Below are 20,192 nucleotides of genomic sequence, written 5' to 3' on the forward strand. Positions count from 1 at the left end.
AATGCATGGCTTTGTTTTTGATGTTCTCTGTGCCTCTGTGCCTCTGTGGTGAAGAATTTAAGTATCCCCCTTTCTGAAAGTGTTTTTTGAAACCCGAACCCCGTCGCACCAAAACGCCGCATCCCGTTCGCCCCGAGCGCGAGGCGCTGCCGCCTGCCAGCCATTTCGCCACCTGCCCGCGCGGACTGGAGGCGCTGCTCGAAACCGAACTCGCGGCCGCTGGCGCGCAGGTGGTGCGCCAGGTGCCCGCCGGCGTGCTGTTCATGGCCGATGCGGCCGCCGAGATGCGCGTCAACCTCACCTCGCGCATCGCCACCCGCATCCTGCGCAAGGTCGGATTCACCCGCTATCGCAAGGAAGAGCACATCTACCGCGCCGCGCTAGACCTGCCGTGGCCGGACTGGTTCGACGTGAAGAAAACCATCGCGGTGAAAGTCGGTGCGCAGAACGCGCCGCTGAAAAGCCTCAATTTCATCACGCTGAAGATCAAGGACGCGATCTGCGACCGCTTCCGCGAGGAAACGCACGAACGTCCGAGCGTCGACCCCTCAGCGCCCGACGTGCCGGTGTATGCGTTCTTCACGACGGACGCGGTGACCTTCTATCTCGACACCTCGGGCGAGCCGCTGTTCAAACGCGGCTTCAAGCGCGAGGCGAGCGCGGCGTCGCTCAAGGAAAACCTCGCCGCCGGGCTGTTGCTGTTGTCTGGCTGGGAACCCGGCACGCCGCTGCTCGACCCGATGTGCGGCGCCGGCACCATCCTGCTTGAGGCGGCGGACATGGCGCTGAACCGGGCGCCGGGGCGTGGGCGGCACTTCGCCTTCGAGCATTACCGTGATTTCGATGCGGCGCTATGGAAGCGCATCAAGGCGGAGGCGCAGGCACAGGAAAAGCCGCTCACCCGCCTGCCCATTTTCGGCGCCGATCAGGATCGCTGGGTATTGGACAAAGCACGCAACAACCTCGCTGCCGCCGGCTATGCCGACGCGATCGAGCTGAACGTGTCCGATGTGCTCGATCTGAAAGCGCCCACCCCGGTCGGCACCCTCGTCACCAACCCGCCCTACGGCGAACGGCTGGGCGAGGCCGAGGATCTGGCCGAGTGGTATCCGCTGCTGGGTGACTGGCTGAAGCAGAATTTCAGCGGATGGGAGGCGTGGGTCATTTCCGGCGACCCGCTATTGCCCAAGTTGCTTGGTCTCAAGGCCAGCCGCCGCATCCCGCTGTTCAACGGTCCGATCGAAACCCGTTTTCTGCAATACAAAATCGTGGCGGGTACGATGCGGCCGGACAAGCCAGCCAAGCTGGTTTCCTGAGAGGCATGGCACCATGCTCACCGCATCCCTGCGGCTGACCGGCACCCTCGATGACGGTGCCGAGGTGGTCCGCAGCTACTATCTGGTGGCTGATTTTGGTCAACATGGCGGTGGAAAGTCGTCGATTATCCCGCTGTCGATGGGCGCGCCGATGCCGGACGACGACCGCCTGACGGTGAAAACCGGCGGCGAGGAGGCCGCCCTCAAAGCCGCCGCCGAGGCAATCAAAGCGCTTCCCGGCAATCAGGGGCTGGAGGTGAGGGTGGTGATCAACCCCGAATAGGTCGGAATCAGACGAGGTCGAGGTGATCCAGCCCGGCCATCATGTCGCGGCCCTTGGCTTCCTGGCCGTGCAGCTTGATCTGCAGGCGCAGGTCGTTGAGGCTGTCGGCGTTTCGCAGCGCATCCTCGTAGGAAATTATCCCGGCCTCGTACAGGTCGAACAGCGCCTGGTCGAAGGTCTGCATGCCCATTTCGCGCGATTTCGCCATGATTTCCTTGATCTCGTGGACGTGGCCCTTGAAGATCAGGTCGGCGATCAGCGGCGAGTTGAGCAGGATTTCGACCGCGGCGACGCGCCCGGTGGTGCCCTTGCGCGGGATCAGGCGCTGCGAGATGAACGACTTCAGGTTCAGCGACAAATCCATCAGCAGCTGGTCGCGCTTTTCCTCCGGGAAGAAGTTGATGATGCGGTCGAGCGCCTGGTTGGCGCTGTTGGCGTGCAGGGTCGACAGGCAGAGGTGGCCGGTTTCGGCAAAGGCGATGGCGTATTCCATGGTTTCGCGGTCGCGGATTTCGCCGATCAGGATGACGTCGGGTGCCTGCCGCAGGGTGTTCTTCAGCGCGGAGAACCAGTTGTCGGTGTCGATGCCGACCTCGCGCTGGGTGATGATGGATTTCCGGTGCTCGTGCACGTACTCGATCGGATCTTCGACCGTAATGATGTGATCACAGGCGTTTTCATTGCGGAAGCCCACCATCGCCGCCAGCGAAGTCGATTTGCCGGTGCCGGTGCCGCCGACGAAGATCACCAGGCCGCGCTTGATCATCGCGACGTCGCGCAGGATCGGCGGCAGGTTGAGTTCTTCCATCTTCGGAATCTTGGTGACGATGGTCCGCATCACGGCGCCGACGCGGCCCTGCTGCACGAACACGTTGACACGGAAGCGCCCGATTTCGGGCGGGCTGATGGCGAAGTTGGATTCGTTGGTCGCCTCGAAGTCCTTCCATTGCCGTTCGTTCATGATCGAGCGCGCCAGCTCGCTGGTGTGCGCGGGCGTCAGCGTCTGGTTCGACACCGGGGTGATCTTGCCGTCCACCTTGATGGCGGGCGGAAACCCGGCGGTCAGGAACAGGTCGGAGGCGTTCTTCGTCAGCATCAGGCGCAGCAAATCGTGGACGGTTTTTTCAGCGTTCATCGTTCAATCCTCAACCTAGAAATGCGTCTTTGTTTTGTGCCATGTTGCGCGCCACGCCCGAGGCAATCACGTTGCGTTTTACCATGTCCTGCAGGCACTGGTCGAGTGTCTGCATCCCGATATTGCCGCCCGTCTGGATCGATGAATACATCTGCGCCACCTTGCCTTCGCGGATCAGGTTGCGGATGGCCGGGGTGCCGATCATGATTTCATGCGCGGCGACGCGGCCGGTGCCATCCTTGGTTTTGAGCAGCGTCTGCGAGATCACTGCGCGCAGCGATTCGGACAGCATCGAGCGCACCATTTCTTTTTCCGCTGCCGGAAAGACGTCAACCACGCGGTCGATGGTCTTGGCGGCAGACGAGGTGTGCAGCGTGCCGAACACCAGGTGGCCGGTTTCGGCGGCGGTGAGCGCGAGGCGAATGGTTTCGAGGTCGCGCAATTCGCCGACCAGGATGACGTCCGGGTCTTCGCGCAATGCCGAGCGCAGGGCGTTGCTGAACGACAGCGTGTGCGGGCCGACTTCGCGCTGGTTGATCAGGCATTTCTTGCTCTGGTGCACGAATTCGATCGGGTCTTCGACCGTCAGAATGTGTGCGTACTGGTTTTCGTTGACGTAGTCCATCATCGCCGCCAGCGTAGTCGACTTGCCTGAACCGGTCGGCCCGGTCACCAGCACGATGCCGCGCGGCTGGTCGGAGATTTCCTTGAAGATGGGCGGGCAGTTGAGCTCTTCCAGCGACAGCACCTTCGACGGAATCGTGCGGAACACCGCGCCGGCGCCATACTGCTGATTGAAGGCGTTGACGCGGAAGCGCGCCAGCGAGGGGATTTCGAACGAGAAGTCGAGTTCCAGCGTCTCTTCGTATACCTTGCGCTGGCTGTCGTTCATGATGTCGTACACCATGCGGTGCACGTCCTTGTGCTCCATCGGCGGCAGGTTGATGCGGCGGATGTCGCCGTTGACCCGGATCATCGGCGGCAGGCTGGCCGACAGGTGCAGGTCGGAAGCCTTGTTTTTGACGGCAAAAGCCAGCAGTTCGGAAATATCCACGCGCGCCTCGTTCTGTAATGGATGGGGTTTTGACAGATAATGAACGCAATGGATAACGGCCCGAATTTCCCCAAACTTGAGCCCGTCTCGCGTCCTTTAGCCGGCATGCCATGCGAGCGTTTGCGTGCCGTGCAGGCGCGGATCGCGCGCGCCGCCGCCGATGCGGGGCGCGACGCGGCAACGGTGCGCCTGCTGGCGGCGAGCAAAACCTTTGACGCCGAGGCGGTGCGTGCCATGGCGGCTTGCGGCCAGCATGAATTCGGCGAGAATTATCTGCGGGAGGCGCTGGACAAGCAGGCGGCCTTGCGCGACCTGCCGCTGGTGTGGCATTTCATCGGGCCGATCCAGGGCAACAAAACGCGGGCGATTGCCGAGCATTTCAGCTGGGTGCACAGCGTGGACCGGCTGAAGATAGCCGGGCGGCTGTCCGCGCAGCGTCCGGCCGGCTTGCTGCCGCTGCAGGTGTGCATCGAGCTCAATGTCAGCGGCGAGGCCAGCAAGGGCGGGGTGGCCGTGGCTGAACTGCCCGCGCTGGCGGAGGCCGTTTCGCAGCTGCCGGGCCTGCAGTTGCGTGGGCTGATGGCGATTCCCGCCCCGGCGACCGATGTGGCCACGCAGCGCGCCGCGTTCAGGCAGATGCATGAGGCATACGAAGCGCTGATCGCGCGCGGCCATGCGCTCGATACCCTGTCGATGGGCATGTCGGCCGATCTGGAAGCGGCAATACTGGAAGGCGCGACCATCGTGCGAATCGGCACAGCACTCTTTGGTGAGAGGACAAAACATGCATAAAGTGAGCTTCATCGGCGGCGGCAACATGGCTGGCGCCATCATCGGCGGCCTGATTGCCAGCGGCACCCAGCCCACCGACATCGAGGTGGTTGAAATCAATGCGGATGCACGCGGGCAGCTGGCTGCGCGCTTCGGTGTGGTGACGCATTCGGATCTGTCGCAGGCGCGGCTGCATGCCCTGATCGTGTTGGCGGTGAAGCCGCAAAGCCTGCCCGAGGTGGCGGCCTCGCTGGCACCGCGTCTTGCCGGCCATCTGGTGGTATCGATCGCCGCCGGGGTGCGGGTGGCCGATCTTGGCCGCTGGCTGGGCGGGTACACGCGGATCGTGCGCGCCATGCCCAACACCCCGGCGCTGGTGCAGGCCGGGGTTGCCGGGCTGTTTGCGTCATCCGCGGTCAACCAGGATTCACGCTCGCAGGCCGAAGCGGTGCTGCGTGCCGTCGGCGGCGTGGTGTGGGTGGAGGATGAACCCCAGCTGGATGCGGTGACCGCGGTGTCGGGCAGCGGCCCGGCCTATGTGTTTTATTTTCTCGAGTCGCTGGAAGCCGCTGCGGTGGCGCAGGGGCTGGCGCCGGCCACCGCGCGCCAGCTGGCGCTGCAGACCTTTTTTGGCGCGGCCAAGCTGGCGCTGGAGTCGGGCGAGGAACCGGCTGTGCTGCGGCAGCGCGTCACCTCCAGGGGCGGCACCACCGAACGCGGCATTGCCGCGCTGGAAGCCGCAGCGGTCAAGCAGGCCATCGGCCAGGCGGTGGCGGCGGCCAGCCGCCGCAGCGCCGAACTCGGCGACGAACTGGGGCGCCTCGCATGATCGAAGCCGCACTGAAATTCCTCATCCAGACGCTGGGCAACCTGTTTGTCATCGCGGTGCTGCTGCGCTTCATGATGCAGTTGTTCCGGGTGCCGTTTCGCAACCCGTTCGCCCAGTTTATCGTCGCCATCACTGATTTTGCGGTGAAGCCGTTGCGCCGGGTGGTGCCGGGCCTGTGGGGCCTCGACTGGGCGTGCCTGGTGCTCGCCTGGCTGGTCGAACTGCTGGTGGTGACCGCCGGCTACTGGCTGGATGGTTTTCCGTTCGCGCTGGCGGGCGGCAAGGTGTGGCCGGTGATGTTGGGCCTGGCGGCAGTGAAGCTGTTGAGCCTGACGGTTTACCTGATCATCGGCCTGACCCTGATACGGGCGGTGCTGTCGTGGGTCAATTCCGATACGCCGCTGATGCCGGTGGTGTATACCTTGACCGAACCCTTCCTGCGCCCGTTGCGGCGCATCGTCCCCATGGTCGCCAATATCGATTTGACGCCGCTGGTGCTATTCATCCTGTGCCAACTGGTGTTGATGGTGCCGGTGCTGGCGTTGCAGCGGGCGCTGCTTGGTTCCCTCTGAACCGCTAATCTGGGCGCGCCGAGACGACACCGACTGGCTGCTGGACCTACACGTGCTGCTGGGAGAAAAGGCCGCTGCGGAAGTAGAGAAACATGGCGGCAGACTGAAATTAAAGATTTCAGCGCCCCCGGTCGATAACAAGGCGAATGCGTATCTGCTGACCTGGCTGGCCGTGCAACTGGGGGTGCCAAAGTCCGCGGTGCCCTAAAGGACTCCGATCCACCATGTGCCAAGGCATGTGTGGAGTCGTACGCGCCTGGTTCCCGGCGAAATTTTGCGGCAGAAGACCGTGGCGGTGTCGGGGATTGAGACCCCCTGGCTTGATATCGAGAAAATCAACAAAGCATGAGCATCCATCTGGAACAGGAAGTCGCCGACTACAGCGCGCGGCGCATGCGGCTGGCAACCGCGATTACCGATTATGCCGACTGGCTCGACCGCCAGCACGGCATCGATGCTGAGCGCACCCTGCGGTTGGCCGATACCGCATCCGGCCTGCGCCAGGACAAGCTGGTGGTGGCCTTTGTTGCCGAATTTTCGCGCGGCAAGACCGAGCTCATCAACGCCTTGTTTTTTGCCGACCACGGCCAGCGCCTGCTGCCCTCCGACGCCGGCCGCACCACCATGTGCCCGACCGAGCTGTATGCCAGTGCGGACGAGCCGCCGAGTTTGCGCCTGCTGCCGATCGAAACCCGTCGCCGCGACGAATCGCTGGCACGCCTCAAGCATATGACGATCGAGTGGTGCCGGGTGCTGCTCGACCCCACCGATCCGCGCCAGCTGCAGGAAAGCCTGAAAAAGCTCACCGAAACCAAATCCATGGCAGCGGTGGATGCCATCGAGCTCGGTCTGTGGGACAGCGAGGACCCGAGCGAGCGTCACCAGCTACGCGACGACGGCACGGTGGAGGTGCCGGCCTGGCGCTATGGCATGGTCAACTATCCGCATCCGCTGTTGCAGGCCGGGTTGACGATACTGGACACCCCGGGACTCAACGCGCTGGGGGCCGAGCCCGAACTCACGCTGTCGGTCATCCCCAATGCGCATGCGGTGATGTATCTGCTGGCGACCGATACCGGGGTGACGCGCTCGGACCTGGAAATCTGGCAGAAACATGTGCATCGCCATGCCAATTATCACGTGGCGGTGCTGAACAAGATCGACATGCTGTGGGACGAACTGAAGAGCGATGCCGAGGTGCAGGCCACTATCGAGCGTCAGGCCGAAGAAACCGCGCGCGTGCTGAAGCTGCCGCGCAGCCGGGTGTTCACCGTGTCGGCGCAGAAAGCGCTGGTGGCCACCATCCGTGGCGATGCCGCCTTGCGTGTGCGCTCCGGCATCGAGTCGCTGGAATACCTGCTGGCGCACCAGGTGATCCCGGCGCGGCGCGATATGCTCTATCACGCGGTCAGCCGCGAGGTGGTGTCGCTGCTCGACGAAAGCCGGGTGGACCTGTCCGCACGGCTCAAGCGCAGCAGCGACGAACTGATTCAGCTCAGCCAGCTGTCGGGCAAGAATCGTGAGCTGATCGAGCAGGCGCGCGCCAGCCTGCAGCAGGAAAAAGACAGTTACGACGCCACGGCCGCCCAGTTCAGGGTGACCCGAAAAATGGTGCAGAAGCAGGGTGAACACCTGCTGTCGCAATTGTCGGATGACACGCTGAGCGTCATTTGCCAGGCCGGACGCGCGGTCATGGAATCCAGCCTGACCACGCGCGGACTCACCAGTGGCATCCGCCAGTTGAGCGAGCAGATGGTTGAGCGACTTCAGCATGCGACCCGGCTGGCCGACAACGTGCTGGATGCGCTGGATCAGGCCTATACGCGGTTTCACCGCCAGCACAATCTGCCCAAAATGCAGGTGCCAAGACTCGATCTGGGCGCCTATCGCAACCGGTTGGAAGCGCTGACGCGCGAGACCGAAGCTTTCTGCAAGGATCCGGTCAATCTGATGCTGGAGAAGCGTTTCATGATCCGGCGTTTTTATGCCGGTCTGGCCGAAGAATCACGCAAGGCGTTCAACCTGGCGCGGGTGGAAGCCGAGCGCTGGCTGCGCATCGCACTCGATCCCATCATGACGCGCATCCGCGAGCACAAGCAGTATCTCGACACGCGGCTGGCCAGCTTGCAGCGGATTCTGGAGAACATGGGCACGCTGCACAGCCGCATGGCGCAGGTCAAGCAGGAGATCGGCGCGCTGCGCCAAGACAAGCTGGAACTGGGACGGATTGCCGCGCAGCTTGTTGCCTAGCAGCCTGTCGGACTTGAAGAATCGAAGCGAAAATTCGGCTGGGTGAGGGCAGATTTTGACGATTTCGCCGGGCAATAGTCGTTCTATTGCCCAAGAAAGCGGCGAAATATGAACCGGGCAGGCGGATTTGCAGCCGATTTACTTCAAGTCCGACGGGCTGCTAGCTATTCAGCCGATTCAATAACAGTGCCGTCTTGTCCGGGTCGGTGTTTTTCAGCAGCCGTTGCGCCATCGGCGTCAACGCTTCCAGGTGAGATTTCAGGATTTGCTGCTTGACCTGCAGCAGGCTGGCCGGCTGCATCGAGAACGTCCGCAGTCCCAGCCCCAGCAGCAGTCGCGTCAACAGCGGATCGCCCGCCATTTCCCCGCATACCGAAACCGGCTTGCCTGCCTTGGCGCCGGCGCGCAGCGTGTACTGAATCAGGTTGAGCACTGCCGGATGCAGCGGGTCGTACAGATGCGACACGCTGTCGTCGGCACGGTCGATCGCCAGCGTGTACTGGATCAGGTCGTTGGTGCCGATCGACAGAAAGTCCAGCTGCTCGGCAAAGAAACCGGCTGAGAGCGCGGCGGCGGGCACCTCGATCATGCCGCCGAGCGGGATGCCTTCGTCGAATTTCAGGCCGTCCCTTCGCAGCGAGTCCTTGGCTTCGTCGATGCGCTGCAGGGTTTGCCGCAACTCCATGAAGCTCACCAGCATGGGGATGAGGATGCGCACCTGGCCATGGATCGACGCCCGCAGGATCGCACGCAACTGGGTTTGAAACAGCCCCGGCTCAGCCAGGCACAGGCGGATCGCGCGCAGGCCCAGCGCCGGGTTGTCGGCCACGTTGTGACCCCACGGCGCCTGCTTGTCGGCGCCCAGATCAAGCGTGCGGATGGTGACCGGTTTGCCATCCAGCGCCTCGGCCACCGCCTTGTAGGATTCGTACTGCTCGTCTTCGCTCGGCAGATCGCTGCGGTTGAGGAACAGGAACTCGCTGCGGAACAGGCCGACGCCGTGTGCGCCTGCGGCCTTCACCGCATCGACGTCGCCGAGCAATTCGATGTTCGCCATCAGCTCGATCGGGGTGCCGTCGAGCGTCGATGATTTGCTGGTTTTCAGGCGCTTCAGCTTGTCGGTGTCGATGCGCCACTGGTTTTGCCGCAGCCGGTATTCGGCCAGCACCGATTCGTCCGGGTTGACGATCACCACGCCGTCGCGGCCGTCGACGATCAAGAGGTCGTGGTCGCGGATCAGGCCGCGCGCATTGTGCAGCGCCATCACCGACGGCATCGCCATGCTGCGCGCCAGGATCGCGGTGTGCGAGGTGGCGCCGCCGAGGTCGGTGATGAAGGCGGCGAAATGCACGTTCTTGAACAGGACCATGTCGGCGGGCGACAGCTCGTGCGCGACCAGGATGCGTTCGACGCCGAAGTCGACATCCAGCGGCAGATGGCTGGGGTGGCCGGTCAGTGCCTTGAGCACGCGCTGCACCACTTGCACCACGTCCTCCTGGCGGCTACGCAGGTAGGCGTCGTCGATTTCCTCGAAGCGCGCGACCAGGGCTTCCATCTGCTGTGCCAGCGCCCATTCGGCGTTGCACTGAGTTTCGCGGATTAGGCGCTTGGGCTCCTCGGCGATCATCGAATCGCCGAGGAACATCAGGTGCATGTCGAGAAAGGCCGACAGCTCGGCCGGGGCATTGGCCGGGATATGGTTGCGCAGGGTTTCAAGCTCGGCACGGGTGGCGAGAATGGCCTCGTCGAAGCGCGCCAGTTCCTCCTTGATGTACTTGCGGTCGAGCATGTACTGCGGCACTTCGATCCGCGCGTTGGAGGTGAGATGCGCATAGCCGATGGCGATGCCGCCGGAGACGCCAATGCCGTGCAGGGAGAAGCTCACAGCTCTTCTCCGAAGCCGCTGGAAATCAATCCGGCCAGTGTTTCCATCGCTTCCGCCTCGTCTTCGCCTTCGGTTTCCAGGGTGATGGTGCTGCCCTTGGCGGCGGCCAGCATCATCACGCCCATGATGCTTTTGGCGTTGACGCGGCGGCCATTGCGCGACATGAACACACGGCTCTTGAAGCTGGACGCCAGCTGGGTCAGCCGGGCCGACGGGCGCGCGTGCAGCCCCAGCTTGTTGACGATTTCAACGTCCCGTTGCTGCATGGCACATGGTCTCTGAAATATGCTTGATGCTGTTGCGCCCGCCTTCGACGATGCGCTCGACGAGTTGCGGCAGCGCCAGCGTGTCGCGGTAGTTCAGCGCCTTCAGCAGCATCGGCAGGTTGACGCCGGAGACGCCCTCGATGTGCGTTGGTTCGAGCAGCCGGCACAGCGTGTTGCTGGGGGTGGCGCCGTACATGTCGGTCAACACCAGGATGCCGTCGCCTTCGTCCAGCTCGGCCAGTCGGGCCTGCAAGGCCTCCTGCCGCTCGTCCGGGTCGGCGTGGCCGATGAAATCCAGCGTGGCGAGACCGCGCGGACGCTGTCCCAGCACGTGGGTGGCGCACTCGACCAGGCTGTCGGCGAGCGAGCCGTGGGCGACGATGAGGATGCCTATCATTGATGGAGTATCAGACCAAAAACGACATTCTAACGAAGCCGGGCCTTCATCGCAGGGGAGACATGGATTTGGCTGGCGCCATCCACCGCGAGATAGTGGGCCACGCCCAGGCGGGACGCGTGATTGGCCAACTGTGCGGCGCCATCGATGAACAGCGGTTTCGACAGGGCATCCGAGCGCGTTCCCGCCTGTTCGCCGGCTACCAGAACCGTCAACGACTGCATGCCGGTTGCCGGAAAGCCGGTGCGCGGATCGATCAAATGGCTGTAGCGGCGTCCATCCGCCTCGAAATAGCGCTGGTAGTCCCCCGAAGTGCCGATTGCCTCGCCGTCGCGCAAATCCAGCGTCGCCAGCGTGCCCGGCTGGCGTGGGTGCTGGATGCCCACGCGCCACGGGCGCTCACCGTGCGCGCCCAGCGCGATCACGTTGCCGCCGATGTTCACCAGCGCATTGTCGATGGCGTGCGTTTTCAGGATGGCTACCGCGTCGTCCAGCGCATGCCCCTTGGCATAGCCGCCCAGATCGAGCTGCACCGCCGGGTTGGCGCTCGTCACCGTGTCGTCCTCGATGACGAGATCAGCCATGCGGGGCCGCTTGTTGACCCATCCCGTGATCGCAGTGGCATCCGGCACCCGCGCTTGCGGCGCATCGGAGTGGAAGCCCCACAGCGCAATCAGCCCGCCGATGGCCGGATTGAACAGATCGTTAGACTGGATCGAGAGTGTTTGCGCATCGCGCAGCATCGCCGCGAGTTCGGGGGGGACCGATGCGCGCTCGCCCTGGGCCAGTGCCGTGTTGAGCCGCGACAGATCGCTTGGTTGCCAGGCGTGCAGGGTGCGGTGCAGTTCGTCGAAGCGCGCCAGAACGGCGGCGGCGGCCTGCCGGGCCTGCGGCTCCGGCGCGCCGTAGATGCTGACTTCGACCAGGGTGCCGAACACGTAGGCCTGCTGCTGGTGCAGGGGCGGCGGGCTGCAGGCTGCGAGCATCCACAGCAGCACCAGCCCCAGGCTATATCGCACGGCCTTCATGCAGACGTCACGTTTCAAGCGCCAGTTGGCGTTGCGCAAACGCGTTCAATCGCCGCGATGAACTGCGCTGCCACGTCGTGCCCGGTCTGCGCGGTGATTTCCTGAAACCCGGTGGGGCTGGTGACGTTGATTTCGGTGAGGCAGTCGCCGATGACGTCGAGTCCGGCGAGGAAGATGCCGTTGGCCTGCGCCCACGGTGCGATGGCCTCGGCGATCTCGTGGTCGCGCGCCGACAGCGGCTGGGCACGCGCGGTGCCGCCGGCGGCGAGGTTGCCGCGCGTCTCGCCGGCCTGGGGAATGCGCGCCAGCGCCCACGGTATGATTTCGCCGTCGATGAGCAGGATGCGTTTGTCGCCTTCGCTGATCGCCGGCAGGTAGCGCTGCGCCATGATGGCGCGGCGGCCGCGATGGGTCAGTGTTTCCAGGATGGCGTTGCGATTGGGATCGGGAAGCAGAAGGCGGAAAATGCCGCTGCCGCCCATTTCGGTGAGCGGCTTGACGATGATGTCGCCATGCTCGGTGAGGAAATTTCCAATCTCCGCCGCGTCGGCGGCAACCAGGGTGGGCGCGACGAACTGCGGAAAGTTGAGGATCGCGAGCTTCTCGTTGAACTCGCGCAGACAAGTTGGCCGGTTCAGCACGCGTGCGCCGTTGGCTTCGGCGATGCCGAGCAGGTGGGTGGCGAGCAGGTAGTCGGTGTCCACCGGCGGATCGGTGCGCATCACCACAGCGTTGAAATCCTTCAACGTGCAGGTGTCGGTGTGGGCAACGTCATACCAGTCGTCGCCGGCGCGCACGTCGAGCGCGGTGCAGGCGGCGCGTGCGAAGCCGTCCCGGATAAACAGGTGGCGTGCCTCGCAGGCGAACACGGCGTGGCCGCGTGCCATCGCCGCGCGCATCATCGCCACCGAGCTGTCCTTGTAGGGCTTGAGGCTCGCCAGCGGATCGACGACGAACAGCAGCTTCATGCCGCTTCGTTCAGGGTTTCGTCGAGCTCGATGCTGGCGGCCAGCATCGCCAGCCGTGCGATCACGCCATAGGCATAGAAGCGGTTGGGGCTGGCGTCGGGGTTGGCGCTGCGGTCGGGCATCACGCAGGTGTCGTCGAACGCCAGCGGTACGAAGTGCATGCCGGGGCTGTTGAGATTTTCGTCCGAGCCGCGTCCGGTGTGCACGCGATAGAAACCGCCGACGACGAAGTTGTCGAGCATGTAGACCACCGGCTCGGCGACCGCGCCGTTGATGCTCTCGAAGGTGTAGACGCCTTCCTGGATCAGCACCTCGCTGAATTCGAGCCCTTCCTTGCCGACCGCCATCTTGTTGCGCTGCTTGCGGTTGAGTTCGCGCACGTCGTCCGGCGATTTCACCGTCATGATGCCCATGCCGTAGGTGCCGGCGTCGGCCTTGACGATGACGAAGGGTGGCTGGTCAATGCCGTATTCGTCGTATTTGACGCGGATTTTGGCCAGCATGTCGCCGACCTTTTCGGCCAGGCAGTCCTCGCCCTGGCGTGCCTGAAAGTCGATCTTGCCGCAGTGGCTGAAGTAGGGGTCGATCAGCCAGGGGTCGATGCCGATCAGCTGCGCGAATTCGTCGGCGACATGCTGATACGCGGCAAAGTGGTGTGACTTGCGGCGCGTCGCCCAGCCGGCGTGCAGCGGCGGCATGATGTTCTGCTCGATGCCCTTGAGGATATCCGGCACGCCGGCCGACAGGTCGTTGTTGAGCAGCACCGCGCAGGGGTCGAATCCTTCCAGCCCGATGCGGTCGCCGTGGCGCACCAGCGGTTCCAGCGTGAGGCGGCCGCCGGCGGGCAGTTCCAGCGTGGTCGGCTGGGTGATCTCGGGAATCAGGGTGCCGATGCGAACGATCAGCCCGGTCTGGCGCAGGATGTGCGCGAGCACCGCGACGTTCTGCAGATAGAAGGTGTTGCGGGTGTGGCTCTCGGGGATCAGCAGCAAACGCTGTGCGTAGGGGCAGATTTTTTCCACCGCACCCATCGCCGCGTGAATCGACAGCGACATGAAGGCGGGGTTGAGGTTGTTGAAGCCGCCGGGGAACAGGTTGGTGTCGACCGGTGCCAGCTTGAAGCCTGCATTGCGGATATCCACCGAGGTGTAAAACGGCGCCGACTGGCCCTTCCATTGCTGGCGAAACCAGTGCTCGATCATCGGCTGGGCGTCGAGCAGGCGTTTTTCCAACTCCAGCAAGGGGCCGGTGAGTGCGGTGGTGAGGTAAGGGACCATAGAATAGGCGGACTCCAATAATGTTTTTATTTTAGGCCAAGCCGGATGTTTGACATCGTTTTATATCAGCCCGAGATTCCGCCCAACACCGGCAACCTCATCCGCCTGGCGGCCAACACCGGCTGCCGTTTGCATCTGGTCGAGCCGCTTGGATTCGACCTTTCCGACAAGCAGGTGGCGCGCGCGGGGCTGGATTACCATGACATGGCCTGCGTGCGGGTGCATGCCGACTGGCCGGCCGTGCGGGCGGCGCTACCCGACCGGCGCTGGTTTGCGCTCACCACCAAGGGCAGCGCGCGCTATGCCGACATCGCGTTTCAGGCCGACGACGTGCTGCTGTTCGGCCCCGAGTCGCGCGGCTTGCCCGCGGACCTTCTGGCGCAGTTCGACGCGGATCGTCGCCTGCGCTTGCCGATGCTGCCCGGTTCGCGCAGCATGAATTTATCCAATGCCGTCAGCGTGGTCGTGTTCGAAGCCTGGCGGCAAAACGGTTTTGCAGGAGGGGCGTGAATGAGCGGACTGGAATGGCTGGAGGCAGCCAGCTACATCGTCACCATCGTCGGACTGCCGCTCGCCATCGGCGTGTATATCTACGACCGCCAGCGCGACCGCCAGAGCGACGAGGAGGAAATCTTCCTGCGGCTGTCCGACGAGTATGCCGACTTCATGCGGCTGGTGATCGAAAACGCCGATCTGCATTTGCTGTCACCCGTAGTGAAGGGCACGCTCAGCGAAGACCAGTTGGAGCGCAAACACGCGCTGTTTGCCATTCTGGTCAGCCTGTTCGAGCGCGCCTACGTGCTGGTGTACGAAGAAAACATGGGGCGCCAGCAGGCACGCCTGTGGCAGTCGTGGGAGGACTACATGACCGAATGGTGTCAACGCGAAGATTTCCGCACGGCACTGCCGGCCCTGTTCCAGGGTGAGGACCCGGGGTTTGTGGCGACGATTCAGCGCATTGCGGAGACGACAGCCGGCAAGCCGGGGTGAACTGGAGGCGCCGAGGGCAAATGAGGATTAGAATAAAAACTGTGTGACACCTTTTCAGGCCGTCCAATGTCCGCTGGCATGTCCCCGTCCAAGCAGTCCGAAATTACCCACGATGTAATCAGGTCCGTGGTGCATCTAACCGAGCAGCGCGATGAGCTGACGCTTTTGCGCAGCCTGCTGGAGTCCATCCAGGAGATGCTGCCGGGCGTGCCGGCATCCTTGATATGCGTGGTGCCAGCCCCGGATCGGGGGGGCTGGATTCTGGACCAGACCTGTTCTTTGCCGGAGCCCATGTTTCCGATCGCGGACTGGCTCATGGCCGAGGTTGGCAGTTTGAGTGGCGACGCGCCAACCAGACAGTTCACGCGGGATGGGCTCGGCTACCTCATCAGCAGCCTGGGCATCCAGGATCGCCAGCGCAAGGCAATCGTGATGAGGCAGCCGGAATGGAACCCGGCTGATCTGCGCATCGCCGAGGGCATGATCAAGATCTACGCCAATTTCGCCAGAGTGCTTTTCGACAGTGAGCGCGACACCCTGACCGGCCTTTACAACCGCAAGAAGCTTGATCAGAAGCTGAGCGAACTGCTGGCTGGCCGGATGAGCGGCAGCAACCGCAAGCGCGACAAGGATACGGCCGACTATCTGGCCGTGTTTGATATCGACCATTTCAAACGCATCAATGACAATTTCGGCCACCTGATCGGCGACGAGGCGCTGCTTATTTTCGCCGGCCTGCTGTGCAACGCCCTGCGCGATGTGGACTGGGTGTTCCGCTACGGCGGCGAGGAATTCGTCGCGCTGATCAAGGGCGTTTCACCCGGGACCATCGCGTCCATTCTCGAACGCATCCGGGTCAAGGTGCAGGACCATCCCTTCCCCCAGATCGGGCAATTGACGGCGAGCACCGGCTACACGGCCATCATCGATCAGCAACTGCCGTCCTATGTGTTCGAGGAGGCGGACAAGGCCCTTTATTACGCCAAGGAACACGGGCGCAATCAGGTCTGTGACTATCGCGGTCTGATGTCACGCGGAGAACTTGCGCCGGGAAGGGCGCTTGGCGGCACGGTCGAACTCTTCGACTGAAACGGTTTCAGCACCCTGCTCAAGGCTGAGGTCGTCTCGGCCACCGTATCGGTTGTCCCGATTCCGATTAACGATATTCGCTTGCCAGCGCCTCGTCCACCAGCTTCTTCAGGGGCTCGTAGCCGAAGCTGGGCAGCGGCTTGCCATTGACAAAAAACTCCGGAGTCTTGTTGATGTTCAGGGTGTTCACGTCCGCCATGTCCTGCGCGATCAGCCTGGCAATTTCCGGCGCATTCATGTCGTTCTGGAGTTGCGCCAGGTCCAGGCCGAGCCCTTCAAGATGTCGCCAGACCCGTTCCGGCTGCACGGCATGATTCACCACCCAGTCGTCCTGTGCAGCCAGCAGGGCCTCCAGGGTTTCCCAGTACTTGCCCTGTTTGCCTGCCGCCTCGACCAGCGCCACCACATAGTCTGCGTTCTGGTGGAACGGGGCGTAGCGCAACACCAGGCGAATCCGCTCCGGGTGGGCGGCCAGCATCTCCTTGACGAAGGGATAGAAGTGCCGGCAAGTCTCGCACGCCGGATCGAGGAACTCGACAATCTCCACCCTGGCGTCGGCATGCCCGAGCACGCGCGAGTGCTCGCGCACCAGTGCCGACGTGTTTTCATCGACCCGTTGCCCGGCCTGTTCGGTTTTTTCTGTGCCGTAGTAAAGCGTGCCACCCACAAAAGCCAGCAGCAGGATCACGGCGGCAGAGATAAACAGCGTTTTTTTCATTTGGATGCCTTGAAGTGCGTCAGTACCAGCAACGCGATGATGGTGGAAAAAGCCAGGACGGAAAGCAATGGCAGGGTCAGGAAGCCGAACCAGCTGATCAGCTCAACCGAGCATGGGACGCCCTGGCTGCATGGCGTGGCGCGCTCCGGCACGAGGCCGCTGGCCACCGCCCAATGAAAAATCGCCAGCAGCCAGCCGGCCAGCGCCAGCGGCAGCGCGTAGCGTACGACTTTGCGGTCGAACGGAAACAGCCCCGCCGCCAGAATCAGCACCAGCGGAAACATGCTGATCCGCTGGTACCAGCACAGGACGCAGGGCGTATATCCCATGATCTCGCCGAGAAACAGGGCGCCCAGTGTCGACACGCTGGCAACCAGCCAGGCGATGAAAACGAACATCCAGCCGCGGTCTTGTGTAATCTGAATATTATTCATCGGCACGATGATACGCGTCGCGTCGTTAAAGGCCGCCTGGGCATTCTCGGGACTTCGCTCGCTGAATCGCCAGCCACTTGCTTGCCGGCGCCGTGGCCGTCATCGTGCCTGGATGAGCGCGGGTGGAGGCGTTTCGCTGGGCGCCGCGGTTCGCGCGGCGCAACTTTCCTCGACCGAGTCGAGGAAATCCTGCCCCCAGCGATGGACGTCGTTGTGCTGGACGACATCGAACAGCCCGCGCAGACGGGCTTCGGCCTCGACCTGGCTCATCGCCAGCGCGTAGACGCACTTCTCGACCAGATCGTGCGGGTCGTGCGGGTTCGTGAGCACCGCGCCATGCAGCTCGGCTGCGGCCCCGGCGAATTCGGAGAGCACCAGCACGCCGCTCCCGTTGGTCAGTCCCTGTACCGCGACGAACTCCTTCGCGACCAGGTTGAGCCCATCGCGCAGCGGGGTAATCCACATCACGTCGGCAGCCGCGTAATAGGCGACCAGTTCCTCGAACGGGATGGCCCGGAAGAAGAACTGCAACGGGGTCCAGCCGACCCTTGAAAAGCGCCCGTTGATGCGCCCGGCCGCCTGTTCAATCTGGTTCTGCAGGGTGCGGTAGATCGTCATCTCCTTCGCAGCCGGCACGCACACGTTGATCAGCGAGATCGTGCCCTGCAACTCCGGATGGGTCTCGAGCAGCTTTTCGAAAGCCACCAGTTTCTCGAGCGTGCCCTTGGTGTAGTCGAGCCGTTCGACCGACAGGATGATCCGCGTGTCCGCGAACTGGTTGCGCAGCGCCGCGATCCGCCCGGCCGTCTTCGGGTCGTTGAGCGCCTGGCGCACGCGGTCGACGTCGAGTCCGACCGGATGCGCGCCCAGGCCGATGCGCCGGCCATGCACCTCGATCGCGGTGGTCACCTCGTCCAGCCCGACGGCGCAGCCGTAGGTGAGGTAGCGCGGCGCGCAGGCGTGCGTCTCGAGCACCTTGAGCGGCGCGACGCCACGCGCGACATCGACGAAGTTCTCGACCTGGCGCGGGATATGGAATCCGATGTAGTCACATTGCAACAGGCTGCCGACGATCTCGCGGCGCCACGGCAGCACATTGAAGACGTCGGCCGAGGGAAAGTAGGTGTGGTGGAAGAAAGCGATCTTCAGATCGGGGCGCAACTCGCGCAGGTAGGCCGGCACCATCCACAGATTGTAGTCGTGTAGCCAGACCACCGCGCCCTCGGCAGACTCCGCCGCGGTGCGCTCGGCGAAGAGTCGGTTTACCTTAAGGAATACGAGCCAGTCTTCCTCGCGGAAGCGGGCCCGTTCCCAGAAGGTGTGCAGGGTGGGCCAGAAGGCCTCCTTGGAAAAGCGCTTGTAGAAAATGTCGACGTCGTTCTTCGTGAGTGGAACGCGTGCGGCCACCAGCCTGGGGTATTTCTTGGTGTCGACCTCGGTGTGGGTCACGAAGCTCGCCCCCTTTTTCGGGTCCTTGATTGCCCACGCGATCCAGGAGCCCTTCTTGCCGTCGCCGAAAAAGCTGAGCAGGGTCGGAATGATGCCGTTGGGCGAGGCCGGGCGGCGGCGTACGAGGTGGCCGTCCTCGATGGTCTCTTCGTAGGGCAGGCGGTGATAGACCATCACCAGGTCGGACTTGCCCGGTGGTTCCGTCGCGCGCGGCTCGGCGTCGACGCCCTTGAGCTCGAGGAAGTTGAAATGCTCGAGCGCATCGAGGATGCCGCCGCAGCCGGTGTGGGGCGAATGCAGCACGCGGGCACGCTTGGCGCGGGCGCGCTTGACGGTGGCCTCGAGCAGGGCGGGTTCGGATTCGCCGACACACACCCCGATGAAGCCATGCTCGTACATCGCCAGATCGTTGAGCGTGTCGCCGGCGACGACCACTTCGTCAGGGTCGATGCCCAGATGCTCGACCAGTGCCTTGAGCGTACTGCCCTTGTTCACGCCGAGCGGCAGGATATCCAGGTAGCGCTCGGCCGAATAGAGCACCTCGCAGCCGAGTCCGGCCGCGACTGTTTCGATGCCGGCAAGTGAATGGCGCACGTCGGCGGTGCTGCAGAAATAGGAGCAGCGCCGTTGCTGCGGCACATCCTGACGCTCCAGCCGCTCGAATGACGCCATGGCGTCGACGACCGTCCGCTCGCCCGGCCAGCGGGCGTCGATCGCTGCCTGCAGCGGTTGCACCGGCTGCCGCGTGGCGCCCTCGACGACCGTTCCGCCGACATCGCAGATGATGTAGTCGGGCACCGGAATGGTCGGATCCGAGAGCAGTGGGATCACGTTCTCGAGCCCACGTCCAGTGACGAAGGCAAGCTTGATCTCGGGATTGTCGGCGATCAGTTGGTAAAGGCGCAGGCGGGTTTCGGCGTCGCCGGCGAGAAAGGTGCCGTCCAGATCGGTTGCAAGCAGCATGTGGTGGGGTTCTCCTGTCGAATGGGAAACTTGCCGACGTGGATGCCGACAGCGAAAGGGGTCAGGTGCCGTTGCGCGTGCCCGGGAGTCATTATCCGGGCACTGCCGTCGAGGCGTGCGGCATCGGCATGAAGTGGGCCAGCTTCCCGGCGAGGCGTCGCGGCGGGGCCGGACATAGCGCGAAAAACAAGGCGGTGAGATCGCGCCGCGCCGTACAGCGGCAGCCTAGCGTAGTCCGCAAGGATTGTTCGTGGTGCAGGTGATTGATGGGTGTGCAGCGATGGCCGAGGGCGCGACGAACGCGGCACTGGTCTTAAAGACTAACCCGCCCTTGCCGCCGCAGTCAACCCGGAGCATTGTCCAATGGGGTTTGAGTCTGAGCGAGGGGTGTGAATCCAACGGGGTTTGAGTCTGAGCAGGTGGCCGGGATCGATCAATATGCGGAGCATGGTGATCGGTATGAACGACGAACAATTGAAGACCTTGGCGGATTTGCAAGGATTTCTGGAAGGCACCGT

At 63.4% G+C, this 20,192-nt stretch carries 21 protein-coding genes; 10 read left to right on the plus strand and 11 right to left on the minus strand.

Annotated features, from left to right (window positions below):
- Positions 1-86 precede the first annotated feature (86 nt).
- Complete coding sequence (locus ABW22_RS07715) at positions 87-1,316, plus strand: THUMP domain-containing class I SAM-dependent RNA methyltransferase (protein WP_082708623.1); 1,230 nt, start codon at positions 87-89, stop codon at positions 1,314-1,316.
- A gap of 13 nt (positions 1,317-1,329) precedes the next feature.
- Positions 1,330-1,599, plus strand: a complete 270-nt coding sequence (locus ABW22_RS07720) for a hypothetical protein (RefSeq protein WP_059754333.1) — start codon at positions 1,330-1,332, stop codon at positions 1,597-1,599.
- 7 nt (positions 1,600-1,606) lie between these two features.
- On the opposite strand, the gene ABW22_RS07725 is transcribed toward ABW22_RS07720, so the two are convergent.
- Both ABW22_RS07725 and ABW22_RS07730 read right to left on the minus strand, forming a co-directional pair.
- Positions 1,607-2,734 carry a PilT/PilU family type 4a pilus ATPase gene (locus tag ABW22_RS07725; protein ID WP_059754338.1) on the minus strand — a complete coding sequence of 376 codons (1,128 nt, stop codon included), beginning with the start codon at positions 2,732-2,734 and terminating at the stop codon, positions 1,607-1,609.
- Between the two features lie 10 nt (positions 2,735-2,744).
- The gene (locus ABW22_RS07730; protein ID WP_059754341.1) at positions 2,745-3,788 is read right to left on the minus strand and encodes a type IV pilus twitching motility protein PilT; all 1,044 of its coding nucleotides are present in this window, start codon (positions 3,786-3,788) and stop codon (positions 2,745-2,747) included.
- 48 nt (positions 3,789-3,836) lie between these two features.
- Between ABW22_RS07730 and ABW22_RS07735 the strand changes: the two genes are divergently transcribed.
- The 5 genes from ABW22_RS07735 (at position 3,837) to ABW22_RS07755 (ending at position 8,210) form a co-directional block, all read left to right on the plus strand.
- Positions 3,837-4,580, plus strand: coding sequence for a YggS family pyridoxal phosphate-dependent enzyme (locus ABW22_RS07735; protein ID WP_082708625.1), 744 nt, complete (start codon positions 3,837-3,839; stop codon positions 4,578-4,580).
- Positions 4,573-5,388 carry a pyrroline-5-carboxylate reductase gene (gene proC / locus ABW22_RS07740; RefSeq protein ID WP_059754346.1) on the plus strand — a complete coding sequence of 272 codons (816 nt, stop codon included), beginning with the start codon at positions 4,573-4,575 and terminating at the stop codon, positions 5,386-5,388. The genes ABW22_RS07735 and proC overlap by 8 nt, the downstream gene beginning before the upstream one ends.
- On the plus strand, positions 5,385-5,960 hold the full coding sequence (locus ABW22_RS07745; protein ID WP_059754351.1) for a YggT family protein: 576 nt from the start codon (positions 5,385-5,387) through the stop codon (positions 5,958-5,960). Before proC ends, ABW22_RS07745 begins: the two co-directional genes overlap by 4 nt.
- Positions 5,947-6,168 (plus strand): DUF167 domain-containing protein, encoded by a 222-nt coding sequence (locus tag ABW22_RS17985; protein ID WP_269083904.1) that lies wholly within the window; start codon positions 5,947-5,949, stop codon positions 6,166-6,168. The genes ABW22_RS07745 and ABW22_RS17985 overlap by 14 nt, the downstream gene beginning before the upstream one ends.
- A 137-nt stretch (positions 6,169-6,305) precedes the next feature.
- On the plus strand, positions 6,306-8,210 hold the full coding sequence (locus tag ABW22_RS07755) for a dynamin family protein (RefSeq protein ID WP_059754355.1): 1,905 nt from the start codon (positions 6,306-6,308) through the stop codon (positions 8,208-8,210).
- A 160-nt stretch (positions 8,211-8,370) separates the two neighbouring features.
- Here the strand turns inward: ABW22_RS07755 and ptsP are convergent, their stop codons facing one another.
- The 6 genes from ptsP to gshA are packed head-to-tail and all read right to left on the minus strand — an operon-like array spanning position 8,371 to position 14,031.
- Entirely contained in the window at positions 8,371-10,095 is a 1,725-nt protein-coding gene (gene ptsP / locus ABW22_RS07760) for a phosphoenolpyruvate--protein phosphotransferase (RefSeq protein ID WP_059754358.1), read from the minus strand.
- Positions 10,092-10,361 carry an HPr family phosphocarrier protein gene (locus tag ABW22_RS07765; RefSeq protein WP_059754361.1) on the minus strand — a complete coding sequence of 90 codons (270 nt, stop codon included), beginning with the start codon at positions 10,359-10,361 and terminating at the stop codon, positions 10,092-10,094. Before ABW22_RS07765 ends, ptsP begins: the two co-directional genes overlap by 4 nt.
- Positions 10,342-10,758, minus strand: coding sequence for a PTS sugar transporter subunit IIA (locus ABW22_RS07770; RefSeq protein WP_059754363.1), 417 nt, complete (start codon positions 10,756-10,758; stop codon positions 10,342-10,344). The genes ABW22_RS07765 and ABW22_RS07770 overlap by 20 nt, the downstream gene beginning before the upstream one ends.
- A gap of 29 nt (positions 10,759-10,787) precedes the next feature.
- Positions 10,788-11,786: an FAD:protein FMN transferase gene (locus ABW22_RS07775; RefSeq protein WP_082708627.1), complete on the minus strand. Its 999-nt coding sequence runs from the start codon at positions 11,784-11,786 to the stop codon at positions 10,788-10,790.
- A gap of 14 nt (positions 11,787-11,800) precedes the next feature.
- A complete protein-coding gene (gshB, locus tag ABW22_RS07780; RefSeq protein ID WP_059754366.1) occupies positions 11,801-12,754 on the minus strand; it encodes a glutathione synthase in 954 nt (317 codons plus the stop codon).
- Positions 12,751-14,031 (minus strand): glutamate--cysteine ligase, encoded by a 1,281-nt coding sequence (gene gshA / locus ABW22_RS07785; protein WP_059754368.1) that lies wholly within the window; start codon positions 14,029-14,031, stop codon positions 12,751-12,753. Before gshA ends, gshB begins: the two co-directional genes overlap by 4 nt.
- 45 nt (positions 14,032-14,076) lie before the next feature.
- Here gshA and ABW22_RS07790 point away from each other — a divergent pair, with 45 nt between their 5' ends.
- From ABW22_RS07790 to ABW22_RS07800, 3 genes are all read left to right on the plus strand, one after another.
- Complete coding sequence (locus ABW22_RS07790) at positions 14,077-14,541, plus strand: tRNA (cytidine(34)-2'-O)-methyltransferase (protein WP_059754370.1); 465 nt, start codon at positions 14,077-14,079, stop codon at positions 14,539-14,541.
- Positions 14,542-15,021: a hypothetical protein gene (locus ABW22_RS07795; RefSeq protein WP_059754373.1), complete on the plus strand. Its 480-nt coding sequence runs from the start codon at positions 14,542-14,544 to the stop codon at positions 15,019-15,021.
- 126 nt (positions 15,022-15,147) lie between these two features.
- On the plus strand, positions 15,148-16,110 hold the full coding sequence (locus tag ABW22_RS07800) for a GGDEF domain-containing protein (protein WP_162264477.1): 963 nt from the start codon (positions 15,148-15,150) through the stop codon (positions 16,108-16,110).
- Between the two features lie 67 nt (positions 16,111-16,177).
- Here ABW22_RS07800 and ABW22_RS07805 read toward each other — a convergent pair whose 3' ends face one another.
- The 3 genes from ABW22_RS07805 to ggpS form a co-directional block, all read right to left on the minus strand.
- Positions 16,178-16,828 carry a DsbA family protein gene (locus ABW22_RS07805; protein ID WP_059754379.1) on the minus strand — a complete coding sequence of 217 codons (651 nt, stop codon included), beginning with the start codon at positions 16,826-16,828 and terminating at the stop codon, positions 16,178-16,180.
- On the minus strand, positions 16,825-17,262 hold the full coding sequence (locus ABW22_RS07810; protein ID WP_059754382.1) for a disulfide bond formation protein B: 438 nt from the start codon (positions 17,260-17,262) through the stop codon (positions 16,825-16,827). Before ABW22_RS07810 ends, ABW22_RS07805 begins: the two co-directional genes overlap by 4 nt.
- Before the next feature lie 99 nt (positions 17,263-17,361).
- Positions 17,362-19,674 carry a glucosylglycerol-phosphate synthase gene (gene ggpS, locus ABW22_RS07815; protein WP_082708629.1) on the minus strand — a complete coding sequence of 771 codons (2,313 nt, stop codon included), beginning with the start codon at positions 19,672-19,674 and terminating at the stop codon, positions 17,362-17,364.
- Between the last annotated feature and the right edge of the window lie 518 nt (positions 19,675-20,192).

The sequence above is a fragment of the Thiobacillus denitrificans genome, from assembly GCF_001530125.1.
GTDB lineage: Bacteria > Pseudomonadota > Gammaproteobacteria > Burkholderiales > Thiobacillaceae > Thiobacillus > Thiobacillus denitrificans_C.

What these genes read in the sequence shown, in the direction of transcription:
- ABW22_RS07770 (WP_059754363.1), bottom strand. Translation starts at nt 10,758, where the DNA reads ATGATAGGCATCCTCATCGTCGCCCACGGCTCGCTCGCCGACAGCCTG.
- ABW22_RS07805 (WP_059754379.1), bottom strand. Translation starts at nt 16,828, where the DNA reads ATGAAAAAAACGCTGTTTATCTCTGCCGCCGTGATCCTGCTGCTGGCT.
- ABW22_RS07745 (WP_059754351.1), top strand. Translation starts at nt 5,385, where the DNA reads ATGATCGAAGCCGCACTGAAATTCCTCATCCAGACGCTGGGCAACCTG.
- ABW22_RS07720 (WP_059754333.1), top strand. Translation starts at nt 1,330, where the DNA reads ATGCTCACCGCATCCCTGCGGCTGACCGGCACCCTCGATGACGGTGCC.
- ABW22_RS07755 (WP_059754355.1), top strand. Translation starts at nt 6,306, where the DNA reads ATGAGCATCCATCTGGAACAGGAAGTCGCCGACTACAGCGCGCGGCGC.
- ggpS (WP_082708629.1), bottom strand. Translation starts at nt 19,674, where the DNA reads ATGCTGCTTGCAACCGATCTGGACGGCACCTTTCTCGCCGGCGACGCC.
- ABW22_RS07765 (WP_059754361.1), bottom strand. Translation starts at nt 10,361, where the DNA reads ATGCAGCAACGGGACGTTGAAATCGTCAACAAGCTGGGGCTGCACGCG.
- ABW22_RS07810 (WP_059754382.1), bottom strand. Translation starts at nt 17,262, where the DNA reads ATGAATAATATTCAGATTACACAAGACCGCGGCTGGATGTTCGTTTTC.
- gshB (WP_059754366.1), bottom strand. Translation starts at nt 12,754, where the DNA reads ATGAAGCTGCTGTTCGTCGTCGATCCGCTGGCGAGCCTCAAGCCCTAC.
- gshA (WP_059754368.1), bottom strand. Translation starts at nt 14,031, where the DNA reads ATGGTCCCTTACCTCACCACCGCACTCACCGGCCCCTTGCTGGAGTTG.
- ABW22_RS07790 (WP_059754370.1), top strand. Translation starts at nt 14,077, where the DNA reads ATGTTTGACATCGTTTTATATCAGCCCGAGATTCCGCCCAACACCGGC.
- ABW22_RS07725 (WP_059754338.1), bottom strand. Translation starts at nt 2,734, where the DNA reads ATGAACGCTGAAAAAACCGTCCACGATTTGCTGCGCCTGATGCTGACG.
- ABW22_RS07775 (WP_082708627.1), bottom strand. Translation starts at nt 11,786, where the DNA reads ATGAAGGCCGTGCGATATAGCCTGGGGCTGGTGCTGCTGTGGATGCTC.
- proC (WP_059754346.1), top strand. Translation starts at nt 4,573, where the DNA reads ATGCATAAAGTGAGCTTCATCGGCGGCGGCAACATGGCTGGCGCCATC.
- ABW22_RS07735 (WP_082708625.1), top strand. Translation starts at nt 3,837, where the DNA reads ATGGATAACGGCCCGAATTTCCCCAAACTTGAGCCCGTCTCGCGTCCT.
- ABW22_RS07795 (WP_059754373.1), top strand. Translation starts at nt 14,542, where the DNA reads ATGAGCGGACTGGAATGGCTGGAGGCAGCCAGCTACATCGTCACCATC.